Origin of the sequence: uncultured Sphingomonas sp., assembly GCF_937859915.1 — a bacterium.
Taxonomy (GTDB): domain Bacteria; phylum Pseudomonadota; class Alphaproteobacteria; order Sphingomonadales; family Sphingomonadaceae; genus Solisphingomonas.
This window is the reverse complement of sequence record NZ_CALMAW010000005.1, coordinates 18,385-36,938: the sequence shown is the minus strand read 5'-3', so window position 1 is coordinate 36,938 and position 18,554 is coordinate 18,385. Positions and strand designations below refer to the sequence as shown.

Below are 18,554 nucleotides of genomic sequence, written 5' to 3'. Positions count from 1 at the left end.
GGCGAGCTGATCCTCGAAGATCATCTTCGAATCGTAGAGCAGCCGGCCGATCAGCGTCGACTTCCCGTCGTCCACAGAGCCGCAGGTGATGAAGCGCAGCAGCGACTTATTCTGATGCTGGACGAGATAGGCATCGATGTCCTCGGCGATCAGCGCCTCCGTCCGGTAGACGTTGTCTTGTAAGGAGGTCTCGGACATCAGAAATACCCCTCCTGCTTCTTCTTCTCCATCGACGCGTCGCCGCCGTCCTTGTCGATCACGCGGCCCTGCCGTTCGCTCGTGGTGGTGAGCAGCATCTCCCGGATCACCTCGGGCAGCGTCTTCGCCTCGCTCTCGACCGCGCCGGTCAGCGGGAAGCAGCCGAGCGTGCGGAAGCGGATCGAGCGCGTCTTGATCTCGGGCGGCCTGCCGAGCACCTTCTCCATCCGCTCGACGTCGTCGGCCATGAACAGCTGGCCGTCCTGCACGTAGGTCGGGCGCGGGGCCGAGAAATAGAGCGGCACGATCTCGATATTCTCGAGATGGATATATTGCCAGATGTCGAGTTCGGTCCAGTTCGAGATCGGAAACACACGGATGCTCTCGCCCTTGGACTTGCGCGCATTGTAGAGGTTCCAGATCTCGGGGCGCTGAGCCTTGGGATCCCAGCGGTGCGAGCCCGAGCGGAACGAGAAGATGCGCTCCTTGGCGCGGCTCTTCTCCTCGTCGCGGCGCGCGCCGCCGAAGGCCGCGTCGAAGCCATAATGGTCGAGCGCCTGCTTGAGTCCCTCGGTCTTCCACATGTCGGTGTGAAGCGGGCCATGGTCGAACGGGTTGATCCCGCGCTCGATCGCCTCGGGGTTCTGGTACACCAGCAGCTCCATGCCCGCATCCTTGGCGGCTTTGTCGCGCAACTCGTACATCGCCTTGAACTTCCAGGTCGTGTCGACGTGTAGCAGCGGGAAAGGCGGCGGTGAGGGGTAGAAGGCCTTGCGGGCGAGATGCAGCATAACCGCGCTGTCTTTGCCGACCGAATAGAGCATTCCAGGCCGCTCGGCCTCGGCCACGACCTCGCGCAGAATATGGATGCTTTCGGCTTCGAGCCGCGCGAGATGGGTCAGCCTCGTGGTCACTGCAATTCCGTTCGTCAGGGTCGGCGGGACATCGACGTTAGGGCGCTGTCGCGCAAGCCAGACATGCTCTGCACGTCCCAAGCTAAGCTAAGTCCAGTGCAGTTTGTTACGCCACGCACCGGTGTTGGCATCGAAGCGACACAAGGCTCGATCGCTTCTGTAGCTTAGCTTTCGCGCCGTTTGAGCAGTGTCGAACGCAGGCAGTGGCAAACCACCTCGTCGCGTTGATTTGTCAGCTCATGCATGAAGGTAACTATACCGGCGGTAGGTCGGGACCGGGATTCTCGCAATTCGATGACCTCGGTCGATGCGCGCATGGTATCGCCGATAAACACCGGCTTGGGCATCACGAGCTTGTCGTAGCCGAGATTTGCGATCAACGTGCCAATCGTCGTGTCGGAAACGGTCAGCCCGATCATCAGGGCGAACGTAAAAGTCCCGTTGACGAGGATTTGCCCGAACTCAGACGCCTTGGCTGCTTCAAGATCTATGTGCAGCGGTTGGGGGTTATGGGTCATCACAGAAAAGAGCAAATTGTCCGTCTCAGTCACCGTGCGGCGTATCTCATGTGCGATGTGGTCGCCCATTTGCCATTCGTCAAAATGCCGTCCCGTCATGCGTCATTCCTAATGTAGCCGCAAAGCGATGATTATAAGCGCCCGCGGCGCGACGACCGAGGGTTCGCCACCGGATGCTTCAGTGTGCGATCAAACGCAAAAGCTCATCACGCATAATTTCGGCGCCATCACAAACATGCGGAATCACTCATCCTGCTCGAGCGCTCCGACGAGGAGATCACGCAAAAGAAACAGCGTCCTGCGCATCTCCCCTTACGAAGAGGGCTATTTACCCTGATACGGTGACTCTTCCTCGAGACCCACGAGAACTGGCTGGAGGGCAACCGGTACCTCAGCGGGCAAGATCGCCCTGCCCTCAGGGTACGACGACCTCAGGCAATCGTGCCAATTGCGCCACGACCGTATCGGCTGCTACTTGGCGGCATTACGACCCTGACCGCCGACGGACTCGTCCGACTTTATCGCAGGCGCAAAGGTAAGAAGCTGTCGAACACAATTGGGAGAGCGCGACTGATCTGGATGCCAAGGTTGCCCGGATCAAGAATGGATCAGCCAGGTTGGCCGACAAGCCCGAGCATGCGGTCGATCTCGACACCGGCGTGATCGACGCGGCACCAATTCACCGGCTGACCAAGGCGATACGAACACGCTTGATCCGACGCTGAACGCCCCTGCACAGAACCTCTCCGGGATCGGCAAAGCGCAGACATCGAAAGATCCGTGGCCCGTGCGACCTTGAGACCGATAAAAGCTACGATTTGCGCGGTTTCCTCAGGAGTTTTGATTGGCGACGCGTGAAAGACTTGCATATCACAATCCAAGCCAGCCAATAGGTCTTGCATTGGCGTGGCGACGAGGCGGCGCAGGAGGCGGTGTGCGCCAGCGGGTCGTGCCGGGAATCGGCCGTCGGACGCTGGGCTAAGCGCAAACGTTGCGAGATGGTCGAACGAAGCGTCGCCCACGTCCTCGACCGTCGCGGCATGCGCTGCGGAACCTGCGCGGACGTGAGAACTTTGAATCGGCTCTGAAAGTAGGACCCCGACGGAACTCGTCCGATTTACGAGGTTTGCTTCGAAGCGAATACGGGCCGTAGCTCTCAATCGGCGCCGATCGGGACCCAACCATAACCCGCCTTTTGTCAAACATCGCAGGTCGTTGCATCACTCAGAGGCGGAGTTCCGATCACGTCCGAGGACGACGGTCAAGATTTATCATGTCGGCATTGGTCTTCTTGGCGATCGGATCTAGGCTTCGCCCGTGCATGACACGGATCGACGGATCGCCCCTTATCCAGCTCAACTTAAGATGTCTCTGGCGGACAGGGTGGAATTCGACCCGTCGGTGTCGAATTGACTTCACTGGAGTTTTAGGACGGCTTCTTTCATGTGGTTGGTATCGACGGAGGCGTAGCGCTGGACCATCCGGAGCGACTTCCAGCCGCCAAGCCGCATAATAGTGATGAGATCGATGCCGGCCATCACGCAGTGGCTCGCCCAATGATGACGCCAGTCATGGACGGTGAAGTTCGATATGCCAGCGCGAGTGCAGGCATTCTCATGCGCGGTCTGAAGCGGATTGCCGCCCTGGACCTTGAGGTCGCGGGTATCGGTGTAGGGCTCGCCTCGTCGGTTGAGGAAGACATGACCCTCGCTGGGCTTGCCACGCTCAATCCACATCGGGCGAAGAACCGCATCGACACGGGGATGTAGTTCAACCGTGCGCGGATTGCCGGTCTTGGTGCGCGAGAAGAAGATCGTGCCCCGTTCCATGTCGACGCCACCTGCCCCCCATATAAGTTGCAGCGCCTCCTGCGTCCTCGGTCCCTGGAAGGCGAACATTGTCGCGATCGGCTGGACGTGCTTCGAGTAGCTGGCGATCAGGCGGTCGCGATCGGCATGGCTCAGGAAGCGGATACGCTGGTTGTCGAAGGGGATCGCCTTCAGCTTGAACGGCGGCAGGTCGTACCGCTCGTTGTAGACATTGATCGCCGCCTGCAGCAGCGAACGATAGCGATCCTGCCCGGCCGGCGCATGGCCAATCAGATAGTCCTCACGAAAGGCGTGCCAAGCCGCCTTGGGATCGGAAAGGGCCACCTGCCCGATCCTCTCGTTCATCACGCCGACCCGGACCACGTCCGTCGAGTTCGGCGCCTTCGGTTTCGTTAAATACGCCTCAAATGCATCGGCTATGGTCCCGCGCCTCGTCACGGCCCGCGGACCGAAAATGATCGCTTCGCGAACCTCACGCTCACGGGTCGCCATGAGATGGGAGGCGGTCGCCTGGTCTGATGTTCCGGAGCAAAACTCGGGGATATTGACGGCCTTATCGCCGTAGGAGACCTTGCCCCGAATGTACCAGTTCTGTGCCATACCTCGGCGTCGCATTGTAAGCATTTTGTTCATTCCGCATTCTGCGGAGCGGCTCGACGCGATGCCGAAGACAAGCGAAGCCTACTCCGATTGCCATTAGAAGCCCGCGATAAGACCGCAGTTCGCTCGTAAGATCGGGGGCGCCATCACGCCCGCGCCGGACCCGTCGGCGGCGACAGTCTACCGGAAAACGACCTTCGCCCAAATCGTACGACCGCGGTGTGAAATCGGGCGCGGCTACCACGTGCCCACGAGATGCCCACAGACGGGGTCGAATTTGGGCGGAACCGGGCTGATTTTGGCGGATCGAGGCACGACACCCATGGCGCAACGGACATGAAAAACCCTCGGAAAACACAATGTTTTCCGAGGGTTAATCTGGTGGGCGTGGCAAGGATTGAACTTGCGACCCCTGCGATGTCAACACAGTGCTCTACCACTGAGCTACACGCCCGTGGGGGGTGCGTCTAACCATGCGGCCCGCGGATGGCAAGCGGCAGCAGACGGCTTTTTTTAGGGCTCGCCCGCCATCGTCCCCACCTTGAACAACCGATCGACCTCGAGCACCAGATCGCGCAGGTGGAAGGGCTTGGACAGCACTTTGGCGTTGGGGTGCATGATGCCGCTGCGCAGGGCGACCGCGGCGAAGCCGGTGATGAACATCACGCGCATATCCGGCGCGATCTTGGCGGCGCGCTGCGCCAGTTCGATGCCGTCCATCTCGGGCATCACGATGTCGGTCAGCAGCAGATCGAATCGCTCGGCCTCGAGCAGCGGCAGCGCCGCCGTCCCGCAATCGACCGCCTCGACCGAATAGCCGACGCGCTCGAGCGCACGCGCCAGATATTCGCGCATCGAGTTATCGTCCTCGGCGAGCAGGATTCTTATCATTGTAAACTGGTCTTTCCCGCCGGCGCGTGAGCGCTATCGAAAACGCATCGCCCACCGAACCTTAAGATTCGGCAAGCGCCCAGCCCCATTGCCCGGCGCGCTTCGAATGCCTAGCAGAATAGCATGGCGACGAAGCCCCCGGAACCGCTCGCCTATTCCAGGTTGGGACAGGTCGACGCACGGACGCCGCTGGTGATCGCGGTGCCGCACGCCGGGCAGCTTTATCCCGACGACATGCTCGCCGCCGCGAGGCTGCCGAGGGCAGCGCTGGAAACGATCGAGGATCGCCATGCCGACCTGCTCGTCGCCGACGCGGTGCGCGACGGCGCGGTCGCGATCGTGGCGCGGATGGCGCGCGCCTATGTCGACCTCAACCGCGACGAGCGCGAAATCGATCCGACGATCCTCGCCGAGCGGCCGCCCGCCGGCGCGCTGATCGCCACCGCCAAGGTGAGCGGTGGGCTCGGCGTGCTGCCGAGCCGGATCGCGGCGGGCGGCGCGGTGTGGCGCCGGCCGCTGACTTTCACCGAGATCGAGACGCGGCTTGCGCTCGCCTATCGGCCCTATCACGACGCGGTCGCCGCCGCACTGGATGCGGCGGTCGCGCGGCATGGCGTCGCGGTGCTGATCGACTGCCATTCGATGCCCTCGATCGGCGGACCAGGCCCGCGCCCGCGCGTCGTGATCGGCGACCAGCACGGCCGCAGTTCGGACGCGCGATATGTCGCCGCCGTGATCCAGACGGTCCGCCGAGCCGGGGTCGGCGTCGCCCGCAACCACCCTTATGCGGGCGGGCATACGCTCGACCGGCACGGCCGCCCCGAAGCGGGGCGTCACGCGCTGCAGATCGAACTCGACCGTGCGCTCTATCTCGATGCCGCGCACCGGGCACCGGGCCCGGGCCTGGCGGTCGCCAGACGTCTGATCGCCGCGATCGCCGCGGCGCTGATCGCCGAAACCGACGCTCAGGCCATCGCTGCCGAATAAAAAAACCGCCCCGCGCATAAGCGCGGAGCGGCCGAGGTTCAGGGAGGGACGCGCCAAAGGCACGTCACGCGCGGTCACGAAGGGGGGGACGTGAGCGCGCAGGACCCAGATAGGCGCCCGCAGATCGATTTCAAGCGATTTGATGCAAAAAGGCCACGCGCCGGGAAAATAACGAAATCGCCGATAAACAGCTTGCTATCTCGCCGACATGCCACGGCCGAAAGGCGACCATGCCGCGTCGATGGTCGTCTTTCCCGGTTCGAACGGCCGTCGCCTCAGCTCAGGATCGGCAGCTCCGGCGCAGGCATCTTGCCCTGCACGATCTGGCGACCGAACACGTCGGTCATCCGCTGCAGCGAAAAGAGATGCGCATAGATCAGCGGCAGCAGCCCGCTCTGCACCCATTTGCGGGCAACGTCGCCGCGCAGATTCTTGAGCGCCTCCTCCGAGACGATCTGGAAACCGCGATAGATATAGGGCTGCGGCGCGCCGTCGGGCTGTGCGCTGAACTCGCCGTCGATGAGCAGCTTCTGTTCCGCTATGTCGCGGAAGAAGGCCGCGGTGACGCCGCTCGCCTGCTCCATCTGCTCGCAAAAGCCGAGGATCTGCCGGGTGCGTTCGCTGGGCGCGCCATTGTCGAACAGCGGCTCGCCCTCGCCACCCGCGCCGATCGCCTCGGCGGTCGGATCGATGCAGAGCGACAACTCGTCGGCATCGGGGGTGAGCTTGGCGAGCAGGAACGGATAGCGGCGGACATAGGCCGGGACATAATAGTCGTCGGGAAACATGCCGCGCTCGTCGACGAAGGTGTTGACGCCCTCGTTGAGCCCCATCAGCGCCAGTGGCACCGGATCGGCGCCGAGCGAGAAGACGATCGGATAGAAGCGGCTCGCCGAGATGAACTCTTCGGCGAGCAGCGGCACCGCATGGACATTCTTGAGGAAATGCGCGCCCTGGATCGCGCGCAGCTTCCAGTCGCCATGGGCCTGGCTCGAGATCGGCGTCAGGTCGTTGTACAGCAGCGGCAGGCCCTGGGGTGCGCTCGCCATGATTCATTCTCCCGCGATGGTCATTTTCAAGGCAGCGGTGCCGCCACGTGGCTCAAGCTGCGCCGTCTATGGCGGCGGCGCGGCTTCCGCAAGCGGCAGCAGCGCGCCCGGATTCATGATCCCGCGCGGATCGAGCGCGCGCTTGATCGCCATCATCGCGGCGAGACGGGCCGGATCGGCCAGCGCGACGAAGTCGGCGCGCTTGAGCCGGCCGATACCATGTTCGGCCGACATCGATCCGCCCGCTTCGGTGACGAGGGCGTGGACGAAGCGCGAGACCGCGGCGGCATTGGCGGCAAACCACGCCTTGTCGTCGCCGCCCGCCGGCGACCGTATGTTGAAGTGGACATTGCCGTCGCCGAGATGCCCGAACGCGATCGGCCGCGCGCCGGGAAAGCGTTCGACCACCGCGGTGGCGGCACGCGCCATGAACCCCGGCATGTCGGCGACGGGGACGGCGACGTCGTGCTTGGCGGCGACGCCGTCGCGCGCCTCGGCCTCGGAAAGGCTTTCGCGTAGCTTCCATAGCGCGTCGGCCTGAGCTTCGCTCGCCGCGATCGTGGCGTCGCCCACCAGGCCGTGCTCGATCGCCTCCGCCAGCGCCGCCTCGATGCGGGCCGCGATCGGTTCGGCGCCCGGTGACGACACCGCCTCGACCAGGACGTTCCACGGCCATGCCGCGGCGAGCGGTGTGCGCGTGTCAGGGATGTGGCGGAGCACCAGCGCGAGGCCCTCGGCCGGGACCAGCTCGAATGACTCGACCGCTTCGCCCAGTCGGTCCTCGAGCATCCGCAGCAGGCCGAGCGCGTCCTCTGCCGTGTGCAGCCCGATCCAGGCGACGGTGCGCGCGCCGATCGCGGGAACCAGCCGCAGCGTCGCGGCGGTGACCAGCCCGAGCGTCCCCTCGCCGCCGATCAGCAGCTGCTTGAGGTCGTAGCCGCGATTGTCCTTGCGCAGCGGCGCGAGGCCTTGGAGCAGCGATCCGTCGGGCAGCACCGCCTCGATGCCCAGAACCAGCGCGCGCATCGGCCCGAAACGCAGCACCTGGGTGCCGCCCGCATTGGTCGAGACCAGTCCTCCGACCGTCGCATTGCCCTTGGCGGCGAGCGACAGCGGGAAGCGCCGATCGACCGCCTCGACGGCAGCGTGCAGGTCGGCGAGCACCACGCCGGCTTCCGCGACAACCGCATTGTCGTCTGCGGAGACGCGCCGGATCGTCCGCATCCGCCGCATCGAGACGAGCAGCGCGCGCGGATCGCTGTCGGAACCGATGCCGGCCGGCGTCGCGCCGGCGACCATCGAGCTGTTGCCGCCCTGGGGCACAAGCGCGACGCCGTCTGTTGCCGCCGCCGCAACGACGAACGCTGCTTCCTCCAAATTGGCCGGTGAAACGAGCGCGGCCGCCGACCCGGTCAGCCGTCGCCGCCAGTCGGTCAGCCACGGCGCGAGGTCCGCCGGGTCGGTCGAAAAGCCTGCCGGTCCAAGACGATCGCGCAAGGTGGCGAGCAACGCGGCGGAGGGAGCGGGATAGGCCATGCCGGACATCTAGCGCCCTGTCGCCCGATGGGACAGTGCCGTGCCCGACCGACAATTCATCGCCTGTTCAAGCGCGCTCGTCTGCCTACGAACGGATATGGTGATCCGCACAGCCCTTCTGCCGGCGATGGTCCTCGCGCTGTCGATGCTGACCGCCTCGGCAGCGCAGGCCGATCGCGTGACGATCGCGCAGCTTACCATCACCCGATCGTTCGTGATCCGCGTGCCCGGCTGGCGGCGCTCGGCGCCGCCCCCGCCCGCCCCGGGCACGCAGTACAAGGAGCATAAGGGCCCACGCTGCATCGACGCCGCCGCGATCGGGGGCGCCGCGATCAGCGCGCCCGACAGCGTCGACTTCACCCTCAAGGGCGGGCGGAGGGTAAGGGCAAAGCTTGAGGAGCAATGCCCCGCGCTAGATTATTATTCGGGCTTCTACGTCGTCCCGCCGCCCGACGGAAAAATCTGCGCGGACCGCGACTCGATCCACACGCGATCCGGCGGCGACTGTGGCGTCGATCGCTTCCGCACCCTCACGCCGCTGTCGACCCCCGCCCCTGCCCCGCATTGATCGACGCCGAAACGCCCGTCGGCCTTGACATTCGCGGCCCTTCCGCACAGGGCAGCGGGCGTTGCTGCCGGCGGTTCGCGGGCGGCCGTTTCCGGATGTGTGCATGAGCTTCGCCGATCTCGGCCTCTCCGACGAATTGCTCCGCGCGATCACCGACGCCGGCTATAGCGAGCCGACCGCGGTGCAGGCCGCGGCGATCACCCCCGTCCTCATGAACCGCGACCTGATCGCGATCGCGCAGACCGGCACCGGCAAGACCGCGAGCTTCGTGCTGCCGATGATCGACATTCTGGCACATGGCCGGTCGCGCGCTAGGATGCCGCGCTCGCTGATCCTTGAACCGACCCGCGAACTCGCCGCCCAGGTTGCCGAGAATTTTGAGAAATACGGCAAATATCATAAGCTTACCATGGCGTTGCTGATCGGCGGCGTGAACATGGGCGAGCAGGTCGCGGCGCTCGAAAAGGGCGTCGACGTGCTGATCGCGACGCCGGGCCGGCTGATGGACCTGTTCGGTCGCGGCAAGATCCTGCTGACCGGCTGCTCGCTGCTCGTCATCGACGAGGCGGATCGGATGCTCGACATGGGGTTCATGCCCGATATCGAGGAGATCTGCACCAAGCTGCCGGCGACCCGGCAGACCTTGCTATTCTCGGCGACGATGCCGCCGCCGATCAAGAAGCTCGCCGATCGCTTCCTGACCAACCCCAAGCAGATCGAAGTCGAGCGCACCGGATCGACCAGCCTGCTGATCGAGCAGGCGCTGGTCGCGACGACGTCGCGCGGCAAGCGCGCCACGCTGCGCGACCTGCTCAAGGCCGACGACGTCCGCACCGCGATCATCTTCGCCAACCGCAAGACGACGGTGCGCGAGCTCGCCCAGTCGCTCCAGAAGGACGGCCTGCGCGCCAGCGAAATCCATGGCGACATGGACCAGAGCTCGCGCATCCGCGAGCTCGAGCGGTTCAAGTCGGGCGACATCAACATCCTCGTCGCCTCGGACGTCGCGGCGCGCGGGCTCGACATCAAGGGCGTCAGCCACGTCATCAACTATGACGCGCCCTGGCATCCCGACGATTATGTCCACCGCATCGGCCGTACCGGCCGTGCGGGCGCGACCGGCAAGGCGTTCACGCTCGTCACCGACGACGACGCCGAGAACATCGCCAATATCGAGAAGCTGACCAAGCAGACGATCCCGCGCGTGGGGGCACCGAAGGCCGACCTCGTCGCCGATATCGCGGCTGCGCCCGAGCCGAAGCCGGCGGACGAGCCCCGCGGCGCGCGTCGTCGCGGCCCCGAGCGCGCGCGCCCCGAACGCGCCAAGCCCGAGCGTGCGGCGGCACCGCGTGATCGCCGCGACGCGCCTGTCGCGCGTCCCGCTTTCGCATCGGCACCGGTCGAGGTCGCGGAGCCGATCGCGGCAGATGCCGACGCGTCCTGGAATGGCCCGGTTCCCGCATTCCTGGCAGCCCGCATCGCCGAATGATCCGCGCTGGTGGATTTGTTACGCCTGTTCGCGCTTTCTTTACCGAGCTGACATAAAGCAGACCTGCGCGTGACGGCCTGCCGAGGGGCAGGGCGCGGCGCAGGGAGGCGGGCAACGGACTCGTGACCGACACGAACGCCATCTTCGATCATATCCGTACGCTGCTGACGGAGGGCGGGATCGCGCCCACCCCGTCCAATTACGAATTCCTCTATCGCTACGTGACCGGCGCCGACCCGCAGTTGGTCGCAGCGCTGGACGTCGCCCGCACCAAAGGCGCGGTGACCAACCGTACGCTCGGCACGATCCGCCGAGAGCTGTACGGCACCGGGCGCGTCGGCGTGGGGCGCGTGCTCGAGGACACCGAGGCGCAACTCGCGCGGATGAACGACTATATCGAGCGGCAGGACGCCGGTACCCGCGACTATCAGGAGCGGCTCGATGCAAGCCGTTCGGATCTCAATGCCTCGACGATGCTCGCCGAGATGATCGCGGCGACCAATGCCATGCTCGCCACCACCGAGCAGTTGCAAAGCGAGCTTTCCGCCTCGTCGCGCGAGATCGAACTGCTCAAGACCGATCTCGAAATCGCCCGCGTCGACGCCCGCTCGGACGCGCTGACCGGGATCGCCAACCGCAAGGCCTGCTGCGATTATCTCGACGCGCAGATCGAGCGCGCGATCGCCGATCGCCATCCGCTCAGCCTGATCTTCCTCGACATCGATCACTTCAAGAAGTTCAACGACAATTACGGCCATCGGATCGGCGACGAGGTGCTGCGCTTGGTCAGCGCCAGTCTCGAGAGCTTCTTCCACGGACGTGGCTTCGTCGCGCGCTGGGGCGGCGAGGAGTTCGTCATCGTCATGCCGCTGCACGGCGCCGAGGAGGCGACCGCGTTCGCCGAGCGCTTCCGCGTCCATCTCGGCACGCGCACGGTGCGGACGCGGCAGTCGGGCCGCGAGATCGGTCGCGTGACGATGTCGCTGGGGGTGACCGGGCTGCTCGCCGACGACACCGCCCAGAACCTGATCGATCGCGCGGATGCCGCGCTCTACGACGCCAAGGCCGACGGCCGCGACCGCGTCGTCTGTTGGAAGGCCGCCGCCTGACGCACCCGTGGGTGGACCGGCGCGCCGCCCACCCTTTTTCCGTCATTCCCGAAGGGGGTGATCGCTACGCGCCGTGCCCGGCTAAATGGGCGCTGCGCGTAGCGATCGCGGACAAGGTCCGGGATAAAGAAGAAGAGTGCGCCTATTTGGCGCCCGGTGCCAGGCCATGCTCCTCGAGCATCGGGCCGATGTCGGGATCCTTGCCGTAGAAGGCCTTGAACATTGGGCCGTAATCGAGCGTGTGCCCGCGCGACAGGATGAGGTCGCGGAAGCGCTGACCGTTGGCGCGGGTCAGCCCACCATGATCCATGAACCAGTGATAGCTGTCATGCTCGAGCATCTGCGTCCACAGATAGGCATAATAGCCCGCCGAATAGCCGCCCGCCCAGATATGCGCGAAATAGCTGGTGCGGTAGCGCGGCGGAACGTCGGCGATGTCCAGCCCCATCTTGGCGAGCGCGGCGGTCTCGAACTGGTCGACGTCCTGCTTGGGCGCCGAGGCTGGCAGCGAATGCCAGTCCATGTCGAGCGTCGCCGCCTCGACCAGTTCGCCAAGAATATAGCCCTGATTGAACTTGGCCGATTTCTTGATCTTATCGACCAGCGGCTGCGGCATCGCAGCGCCGGTCTGATAGTGTTTGGCGTAGTGCGCGAACACCTTGGGGTCGAGCGCCCAATGCTCGTTGAACTGCGACGGGAACTCGACGAAGTCGCGCGCCACGCTGGTGCCCGACAGTGTCGGATAGACCTGATCGGCGAACAGCCCGTGCAGCGCATGCCCGAACTCGTGGAACATCGTGGTGACGTCGTCCGAGCTGATCAGCGCGGGCTGCCCCGCGGCGGGCTTGGAGAAGTTGGCGACATTGTAGATCACCGGCTTGGTGCCGAGCAGCTTCGATTGGCCAACGAAGTTCGACATCCACGCCCCGCCCGACTTGTTGTCGCGCTTGAAGTAATCGAAATACATCAGGCCGAGCTCGGTGCCGTCCTTGTCGTAGACCGTGTAGGTCATCACGTCGGGCTGGTAGACGGGAATGTCGGTGCGGCGCTTGAAGGTGAGGCCGTAGAGCTGGTTGGCGGCGTAGAAGACGCCCTGCTCGAGCACGGTGTGCAGCTCGAAATAGGGCTTCACCTGCGCTTGGTCGAGATCGTATTTCGCCTTGCGGACCTGCTCCGAATAGAGCTCCCAATCCCACGGCTTGAGCGTGAAGCTTTGCCCGTCCTTGGCGATCACCGACTGGATCTCGGCGGCTTCGCGCTTCTGCTCGGCGGCGGTGGCGGGGACCAGCTTCTGCATGAACGCGATCGCGGCCTCGGGCGTCTTGGCCATCTGGTCCTCGAGCACATAGGCCGCCCAATTGGGATAGCCGAGCAGCGCCGCCTTCTGCGCGCGCAGCTGCGCGATCTGGACGATCGTCGCGCGGGTGTCGTTGGCGTCGCCCTTCTCGGCGCGCGTCCAGCTGTTATGGAACAGCGCTTCGCGCGTCGCGCGGTCGGTCAGCGATTCGAGCGCGGGCTGCTGAGTCGTATTCTGCAGCGGCAGAACGAGCTTGCCGTCGAGCTTGCGGTCCTTGGCGGCCATCTCGGCGGCGCCGATCGCGCCGGCATCGAGCCCGGCGAGCTTGGCCTTGTCGTCGACGATCAGCGCGCCGGCCTTGGTGGCGGCGAGCAGCTTCTGCTGGAACGCGGTCTCCAGCGTCGACAGCTGCGTGTTGAGCGCCTTGAGCTTGTCCTTGTCGGCAGCCGACAGCGCCGCGCCGGCGTGGACGAACTGCTGGTGATAGACTTCGAGCAGCTGCGCCTGCTCGGGGGTCAGCTTGAGGCTCGCGCGCTTGGCGTAGAGCGTCTGCACGCGCGCGAACAGCTTGGGATCGAGATTGATCGCATCCTGGTGCTGCGACAGCCGCGGCGCCTCCGCGGCCTGCACCTTGTCGAGCGTGTCGTTGGTGTTGGCCTGGACCACGCCGAAGAAGGCCATCGTGACGCGGTCCAGCATCCGCCCGGATTTCTCGAGCGCGACGATCGTGTTGTCGAAGCTCGGCGCCGCCGGATTGTCGGCGATCGCCCGGACTTCGGCCATCTGGATCGCCATCGCCTGCTCGAAGCCGGGCTGATAGTCGCCGTCCTTGATCTGGTCGAAACGGGGCGCCTGGAAGGGCAGCGTGCCCGCCGTCGCGAATGGGCCGGAGGCGGTCGGCGCCTGCGCGGCCGCGGCGAACGCCGCGCCGGTGACGAGCAGCACGGCGGCGGAACGGAGGAGGATGGTCTTCATGGGGGCCCCTTGGATCTAGTCCTTATGGTCGCATGAGTGGCGCGCGCCGGCGATCAAGGCAAGTCCATGTTGCGCTCGTCCCCGGCGCCGGCCAGAAGTCAGGCCCCGCCGCTCCGATCGATCACCACGCCTGCCACGAAGTGCGGGCCTGGGCCCCGGCCTGCGCCGGGGAACAAGGTCAGAGACGCGCCAACCTGCTATCCGCGATCCGTCGGCAGCAGCGGCGGAAGCGCAGGCCCAAAGCGCCTACCGTTCCCCGGCGCAGGCCGGGGCCCAGGCCCCGCCTTCCGCATCGACCGCCGCGCCTGCCACGAGCCGCTGGCCTGGGGCCCCGGCCTGCGCTGGGTAACCGCCCTAAATGCGAACCAGCGCCCCATCTTCGACCCGTCGGTAGAAGCAGCTCGCCTCGCCGGTGTGACACGCCGGCCCCGCCGGCTCCACGATCAGCCAGATCGCATCCTGGTCGCAGTCGACCCGCATCTCGCGGACGGTGAGCACATGGCCCGAGCTCTCGCCCTTCTTCCACAGCCGCCCGCGCGAGCGCGACCAGAACCAGGCCTCGCCCGACTCGATCGTCGTCGCCAGCGCCTCGGCGTTCATATGCGCGAGCATCAGCAGTTCGCCTGTCCCGGCATGGGTCGCAACCGCGGTCACCAGGCCATTGGCATCGTAGCGGGGATCGAGCGTGGAACCCTGTTCTCGGTCGTTCGTCATGCTTTCCGCTACCCCGAGATCGAGGGGGCGACAAGTCGCGCAACCCGCCCTATATGCCCGCCTGCCCCCACAGCTGCGACGGACGCCCCTTGATGCTCACGACTCATCCCTTTGATGACGATAAGCTGCGTGAAGAATGCGGCGTGTTCGGCATATGGGGCGCCGATACCGCCGCCGCCGTCGTCGCGCTCGGCCTGCATGCGCTCCAGCATCGCGGCCAGGAAGCCGCCGGCGTCACCAGCTGGGACGGCCGCGAATTCCACACCCATCGCGCGATGGGGCATGTCGCCGGCAATTTCGACCGGGACGAGGTGATCCGCAGCCTGCCCGGCAAGGTCGCGATCGGCCATGTCCGCTACGCCACCACCGGCGACACCGCGCTGCGCAACGTTCAGCCGCTCTATGCCGAGCTCGCCAGCGGCGGCTTCGCGGTCGCGCACAATGGCAACATCTCCAACGCCATGAAGCTGCGCCGCGATCTCGTCCGCCGCGGCTCGATCTACCAGTCGACCAGCGACACCGAGGTGATCATCCATCTCGTCGCAACCTCGACCTACCGCACGCTGCTCGACCGCTTCATCGATGCGCTGAAGCAGATCGAGGGCGCCTACAGCCTGGTCTGCCTGACCCCCGAGGGCATGATCGCCTGCCGCGACCCGCTCGGCATCCGCCCGCTGGTGATGGGCCGCGCCGGCGACGCCTATGTGTTCGCCTCCGAGACGGTGGCGCTCGACATGGTGGGGGCAAGCTTCATCCGCACGGTCGAGCCTGGCGAGATCGTGATCGTCTCGGAAAAGGGCATCCGCTCGCACCGCCCGTTCGCGCCGATCGCGCCGCGCCCGTGCATCTTCGAGCATGTCTATTTCTCGCGTCCCGATTCGATCGTCGACGGCACCAGCGTCTATGCGGTGCGCAAGCAGATCGGCGCCGAGCTCGCCGGCGAGAACCCGGTCGAGGCGGACATCGTCGTCCCCGTCCCCGATTCGGGCACGCCGGCGGCGATCGGCTATGCGCAGGCCTCGGGAATCCCGTTCGAGCTCGGGATCATCCGCTCGCATTATGTCGGGCGCACCTTCATCCAGCCGGGCGACGGCATCCGCCACCTCGGCGTCAAGCTCAAGCACAACGCCAACCGCTCGCTGCTCGAGGGCAAGCGCATCATCCTGATCGACGACTCAATCGTGCGGGGCACCACCAGCCTCAAGATCGTGCAGATGGTCCGCGATGCCGGTGCCAAGGAGGTGCATATGCGCATCGCCTCGCCGCCGACGCGGCATTCGTGCTTCTACGGGGTGGACACGCCCGAGCGCGCAAAACTGCTCGCGGCGCAAATGTCGGTCGCCGAGATGGCGGATTACATCAAGGTCGACAGCCTTGCCTTCCTCTCGATCGACGGCCTCTATCGCGCGCTCGGCGAAGAGGGTCGCGACGAGGCGCGCCCGCAGCATTGCGACGCCTGCTTCACCGGCGACTATCCGACTCATCTGACCGACCAGGAGGATGTGGCGCCGGGCGATCAGCTGTCGCTGCTGGGCGAGCGGGCGGCGTAACCACGGCACTCCTCCTCCGTTCGTCCTGAGCGACGTCGAAGGATGTGTTGCAGGCGTGGCGCTTTCAGCACGCACTTCGACTTCGCTCAGTGCGAACGGGTTTCTTGAAATGGCGGTAGCATGACCCTCCCCCTCTCCGGACACGTCGCGCTGGTCACCGGCGCCTCGCGCGGCATCGGCGCCGCCACGGCGGAGGCGCTTGCCGCACACGGAGCGCATGTCGTGCTGACCGCGCGCACCGCGGGCGGACTGGAGGAGGTCGAGGACCGTATCCACGCCGCAGGCGGCAGCGCGACCATCGCGCCGCTCGATCTGGCCGAAGGCGATTCGATCGCGCGCCTTGCCACCGCGATCGGGCAGCGCTGGCAGGCGCTCGACATATTGGTGATGAACGCCGCGATGCTCGGCGACCTGGCGCCGGTGCCCTCGATCGACGGCAAGCAGTTCAACCAGATCCTCACGCTCAACCTGCTCGCCAACCAGGCGCTGATCACCAATTTCGACGCGATGCTGCGCCGCTCGGCGCGCGCGCGGGTGATCGCGCTGACCTCGAGCGTCGGCGCCAAGCCGCGCGCCTATTGGGGTGCCTATGGCGCGTCGAAGGCGGCGCTCGAGGCGCTGGTGCTCGCCTATGCCGACGAGGTCGAACAGCTCTCGTCGATCCGCGTCGCGATCGTCGATCCGGGCGCCACCGCCACGCCGATGCGCAAGGCGGCATTTCCGGGCGAGGATCAGGCGACGCTCAAGTCGGCGGGCCTGGTGGGCGAGGCGATCGCAACGCTAGTGGTGGACGATTTCGCGACCGGATTTTGCACGCGGATCGCGGGGTAACCCGTTCCCCGGCGAAGGCCGGGGTCCAGGCCCCACGTCTTTCGTCGAGCGCCGCGCCCGCCACAGGCTGCGGGCCTGGGCCCCGGCCTTCGCCGGGGAACGATAAGGCGCTACCCCTTCGTCTTCGCATAGGCCGCCAGCGCGCGCTCGCGCGCCTCGCGGTGGCCGATCAGCTTTTCGGGATAGCTGTTCGGCCGGCATCCCGCCTCGTCCGCATCGTGGATCGCCTCGTCGGACAGATCGGCAAGCTCCGGGACCCACTGGCGGATGTACCCCGCGGCATCGAACTTCTCGCTCTGCACCAGCGGCGCCATGATCCGTGAGAACATGTTCGAGTCGACGCCCGATCCCGCGGTCCACTGCCAGTTGACGCCGTTGTTGCCGTAGTCCGCGTCGACCAGGCAATCCCAGAACCAGCGCTCGCCCGCGCGCCAGTCGAGCAGGAGATGCTTGATCAGGAAGCTGGCGGTGATCATCCGCACCCGGTTGTGCATCCAGCCCATCGACCAGAGCTGGCGCATCCCCGCGTCGACGATCGGATAGCCTGTGCGACCCTGCTGCCAGGCGCGCAGGTCCTTGTCCGCGGCCTGTCCCGTCCGCCAAGGCATGTCGTCGAACTGGTCTCGGGTGTTGCGGCGGCCAACGTCCGGATATTGCGCGATGATGTTCTGCGCATAGTCGCGCCAGGCGACCTCGCTCAGGAAGGTGCGTACCGATCCGCCGGCGTCGGCGACGCGGTGCCAGACCTGCCGCGGTGACAGCTCGCCGAAATGCAGATGCGGCGAGAAGCGCGACGTGCCGTCCTCCGCGGGCAGATTGCGCGTCTGCTCGTAGCGCGCCGCATGGCTGCGAAAGGCGTCGAGCGAAGCGTGTGCGCCCGCTTCGCCGGGGACCCAGTCCGAAAAGCCGGTGGCCCAATCGGGTTTGGTCGGCAGCAACTCCCACGCGGTCAGCGCCTCGCTCTTCGGCCAATGGGACGGCCCCGGCACCGCGTGCGGCGCGTGCAGCGGCGCGTCGGGCGGCATGTGGTGCGACAGTGCGCGCCAGAAAGGCGTGTAAATCTTGAACGGCTTGCCCGCACCGGTGACGATCGACCCCGGCGGCGCCAGCTGGTTGCCGTCGTGCAGCGCCAGCTCGACCGCCTCGGTCAGCCGGGTTTCCGCGTCGACCCACCAGGGTTCGTAATGACGGATGGCATGAACGCGCGCCGCGCCCGTCTCTTCGACCAGCTTGGCAAGCACCGCATCGGCCTTGCCGGACCGCAGGATCAGCCGCGACCCCTTGTCGCGCAGGCTAGCGTCCAGCGCGGCGAGGCTGTGGTGCAGCCACCAGCGCGACGCGCCGCCCATCGCGTGGTCGCCCGGCGTCTCGTCGTCGAGCACATAGACGGGGATGACCGGCCCGTCGTGGCAGGCGGCGACGAGGGCGGGCTGGTCGGCGAGACGCAGATCCTGCCGGAACCAGAGGATGACGGGCGTGGACATCCCTCCCCTACGTCC

The 18,554-nt window shown here is 65.9% G+C and carries 16 protein-coding genes and 1 tRNA gene; 6 read left to right on the top strand and 11 right to left on the bottom strand.

Annotated elements, in window-relative coordinates; genetic code table 11:
- From Q0326_RS00615 to cpdR, 6 genes are all read right to left on the bottom strand, one after another.
- A partial coding sequence (locus Q0326_RS00615; protein WP_298685998.1) for a GTP-binding protein occupies nucleotides 1-198 on the bottom strand: 198 nt, incomplete at its 3' end.
- Entirely contained in the window at nucleotides 198-1,118 is a 921-nt protein-coding gene (gene cysD, locus Q0326_RS00610) for a sulfate adenylyltransferase subunit CysD (RefSeq protein ID WP_298686000.1), read from the bottom strand. The genes cysD and Q0326_RS00615, both read right to left, overlap by 1 nt.
- Before the next feature lie 158 nt (nucleotides 1,119-1,276).
- Entirely contained in the window at nucleotides 1,277-1,729 is a 453-nt protein-coding gene (locus Q0326_RS00605; RefSeq protein ID WP_298685995.1) for a MaoC family dehydratase, read from the bottom strand.
- A gap of 1,316 nt (nucleotides 1,730-3,045) precedes the next feature.
- Nucleotides 3,046-4,059 (bottom strand): site-specific integrase, encoded by a 1,014-nt coding sequence (locus tag Q0326_RS00600; protein ID WP_298685992.1) that lies wholly within the window; start codon nucleotides 4,057-4,059, stop codon nucleotides 3,046-3,048.
- A 379-nt stretch (nucleotides 4,060-4,438) separates the two neighbouring features.
- Nucleotides 4,439-4,513: transfer RNA gene (locus tag Q0326_RS00595), tRNA-Val, on the bottom strand.
- Between the two features lie 59 nt (nucleotides 4,514-4,572).
- Entirely contained in the window at nucleotides 4,573-4,950 is a 378-nt protein-coding gene (cpdR, locus tag Q0326_RS00590) for a cell cycle two-component system response regulator CpdR (RefSeq protein WP_298685990.1), read from the bottom strand.
- 123 nt (nucleotides 4,951-5,073) lie between these two features.
- On the opposite strand from cpdR, the gene Q0326_RS00585 reads away from it, so the two are divergent.
- On the top strand, nucleotides 5,074-5,937 hold the full coding sequence (locus Q0326_RS00585; RefSeq protein WP_298685987.1) for an N-formylglutamate amidohydrolase: 864 nt from the start codon (nucleotides 5,074-5,076) through the stop codon (nucleotides 5,935-5,937).
- Between the two features lie 275 nt (nucleotides 5,938-6,212).
- Here Q0326_RS00585 and Q0326_RS00580 read toward each other — a convergent pair whose 3' ends face one another.
- Together Q0326_RS00580 and Q0326_RS00575 are read right to left on the bottom strand one after the other, a co-directional pair.
- Nucleotides 6,213-6,986 carry a SapC family protein gene (locus tag Q0326_RS00580; RefSeq protein WP_298685985.1) on the bottom strand — a complete coding sequence of 258 codons (774 nt, stop codon included), beginning with the start codon at nucleotides 6,984-6,986 and terminating at the stop codon, nucleotides 6,213-6,215.
- A gap of 66 nt (nucleotides 6,987-7,052) precedes the next feature.
- A complete protein-coding gene (locus Q0326_RS00575) occupies nucleotides 7,053-8,522 on the bottom strand; it encodes an FAD-binding oxidoreductase (RefSeq protein WP_298685982.1) in 1,470 nt (489 codons plus the stop codon).
- Nucleotides 8,523-8,619: 97 nt separating this feature from the next.
- On the opposite strand from Q0326_RS00575, the gene Q0326_RS00570 reads away from it, so the two are divergent.
- The 3 genes from Q0326_RS00570 (at nucleotide 8,620) to Q0326_RS00560 (ending at nucleotide 11,688) form a co-directional block, all read left to right on the top strand.
- On the top strand, nucleotides 8,620-9,090 hold the full coding sequence (locus Q0326_RS00570) for a hypothetical protein (protein WP_298685980.1): 471 nt from the start codon (nucleotides 8,620-8,622) through the stop codon (nucleotides 9,088-9,090).
- A 103-nt stretch (nucleotides 9,091-9,193) separates the two neighbouring features.
- Nucleotides 9,194-10,579, top strand: coding sequence for a DEAD/DEAH box helicase (locus Q0326_RS00565; RefSeq protein WP_298685976.1), 1,386 nt, complete (start codon nucleotides 9,194-9,196; stop codon nucleotides 10,577-10,579).
- Nucleotides 10,580-10,701: 122 nt separating this feature from the next.
- Entirely contained in the window at nucleotides 10,702-11,688 is a 987-nt protein-coding gene (locus Q0326_RS00560) for a diguanylate cyclase (protein WP_298685973.1), read from the top strand.
- A 142-nt stretch (nucleotides 11,689-11,830) separates the two neighbouring features.
- On the opposite strand, the gene dcp is transcribed toward Q0326_RS00560, so the two are convergent.
- Nucleotides 11,831-13,960 (bottom strand): peptidyl-dipeptidase Dcp, encoded by a 2,130-nt coding sequence (dcp, locus tag Q0326_RS00555; RefSeq protein ID WP_298685970.1) that lies wholly within the window; start codon nucleotides 13,958-13,960, stop codon nucleotides 11,831-11,833.
- 354 nt (nucleotides 13,961-14,314) lie between these two features.
- Nucleotides 14,315-14,674 (bottom strand): phosphoribosyl-AMP cyclohydrolase, encoded by a 360-nt coding sequence (gene hisI / locus Q0326_RS00550; RefSeq protein ID WP_298685968.1) that lies wholly within the window; start codon nucleotides 14,672-14,674, stop codon nucleotides 14,315-14,317.
- A 92-nt stretch (nucleotides 14,675-14,766) separates the two neighbouring features.
- Here hisI and purF point away from each other — a divergent pair, with 92 nt between their 5' ends.
- Both purF and Q0326_RS00540 read left to right on the top strand, forming a co-directional pair.
- On the top strand, nucleotides 14,767-16,224 hold the full coding sequence (gene purF / locus Q0326_RS00545; protein WP_298685965.1) for an amidophosphoribosyltransferase: 1,458 nt from the start codon (nucleotides 14,767-14,769) through the stop codon (nucleotides 16,222-16,224).
- 120 nt (nucleotides 16,225-16,344) lie between these two features.
- Nucleotides 16,345-17,055: an SDR family NAD(P)-dependent oxidoreductase gene (locus Q0326_RS00540; protein ID WP_298685962.1), complete on the top strand. Its 711-nt coding sequence runs from the start codon at nucleotides 16,345-16,347 to the stop codon at nucleotides 17,053-17,055.
- Nucleotides 17,056-17,165: 110 nt separating this feature from the next.
- Here the strand turns inward: Q0326_RS00540 and Q0326_RS00535 are convergent, their stop codons facing one another.
- Complete coding sequence (locus tag Q0326_RS00535; RefSeq protein ID WP_298685956.1) at nucleotides 17,166-18,539, bottom strand: deoxyribodipyrimidine photo-lyase; 1,374 nt, start codon at nucleotides 18,537-18,539, stop codon at nucleotides 17,166-17,168.
- Between the last annotated feature and the right edge of the window lie 15 nt (nucleotides 18,540-18,554).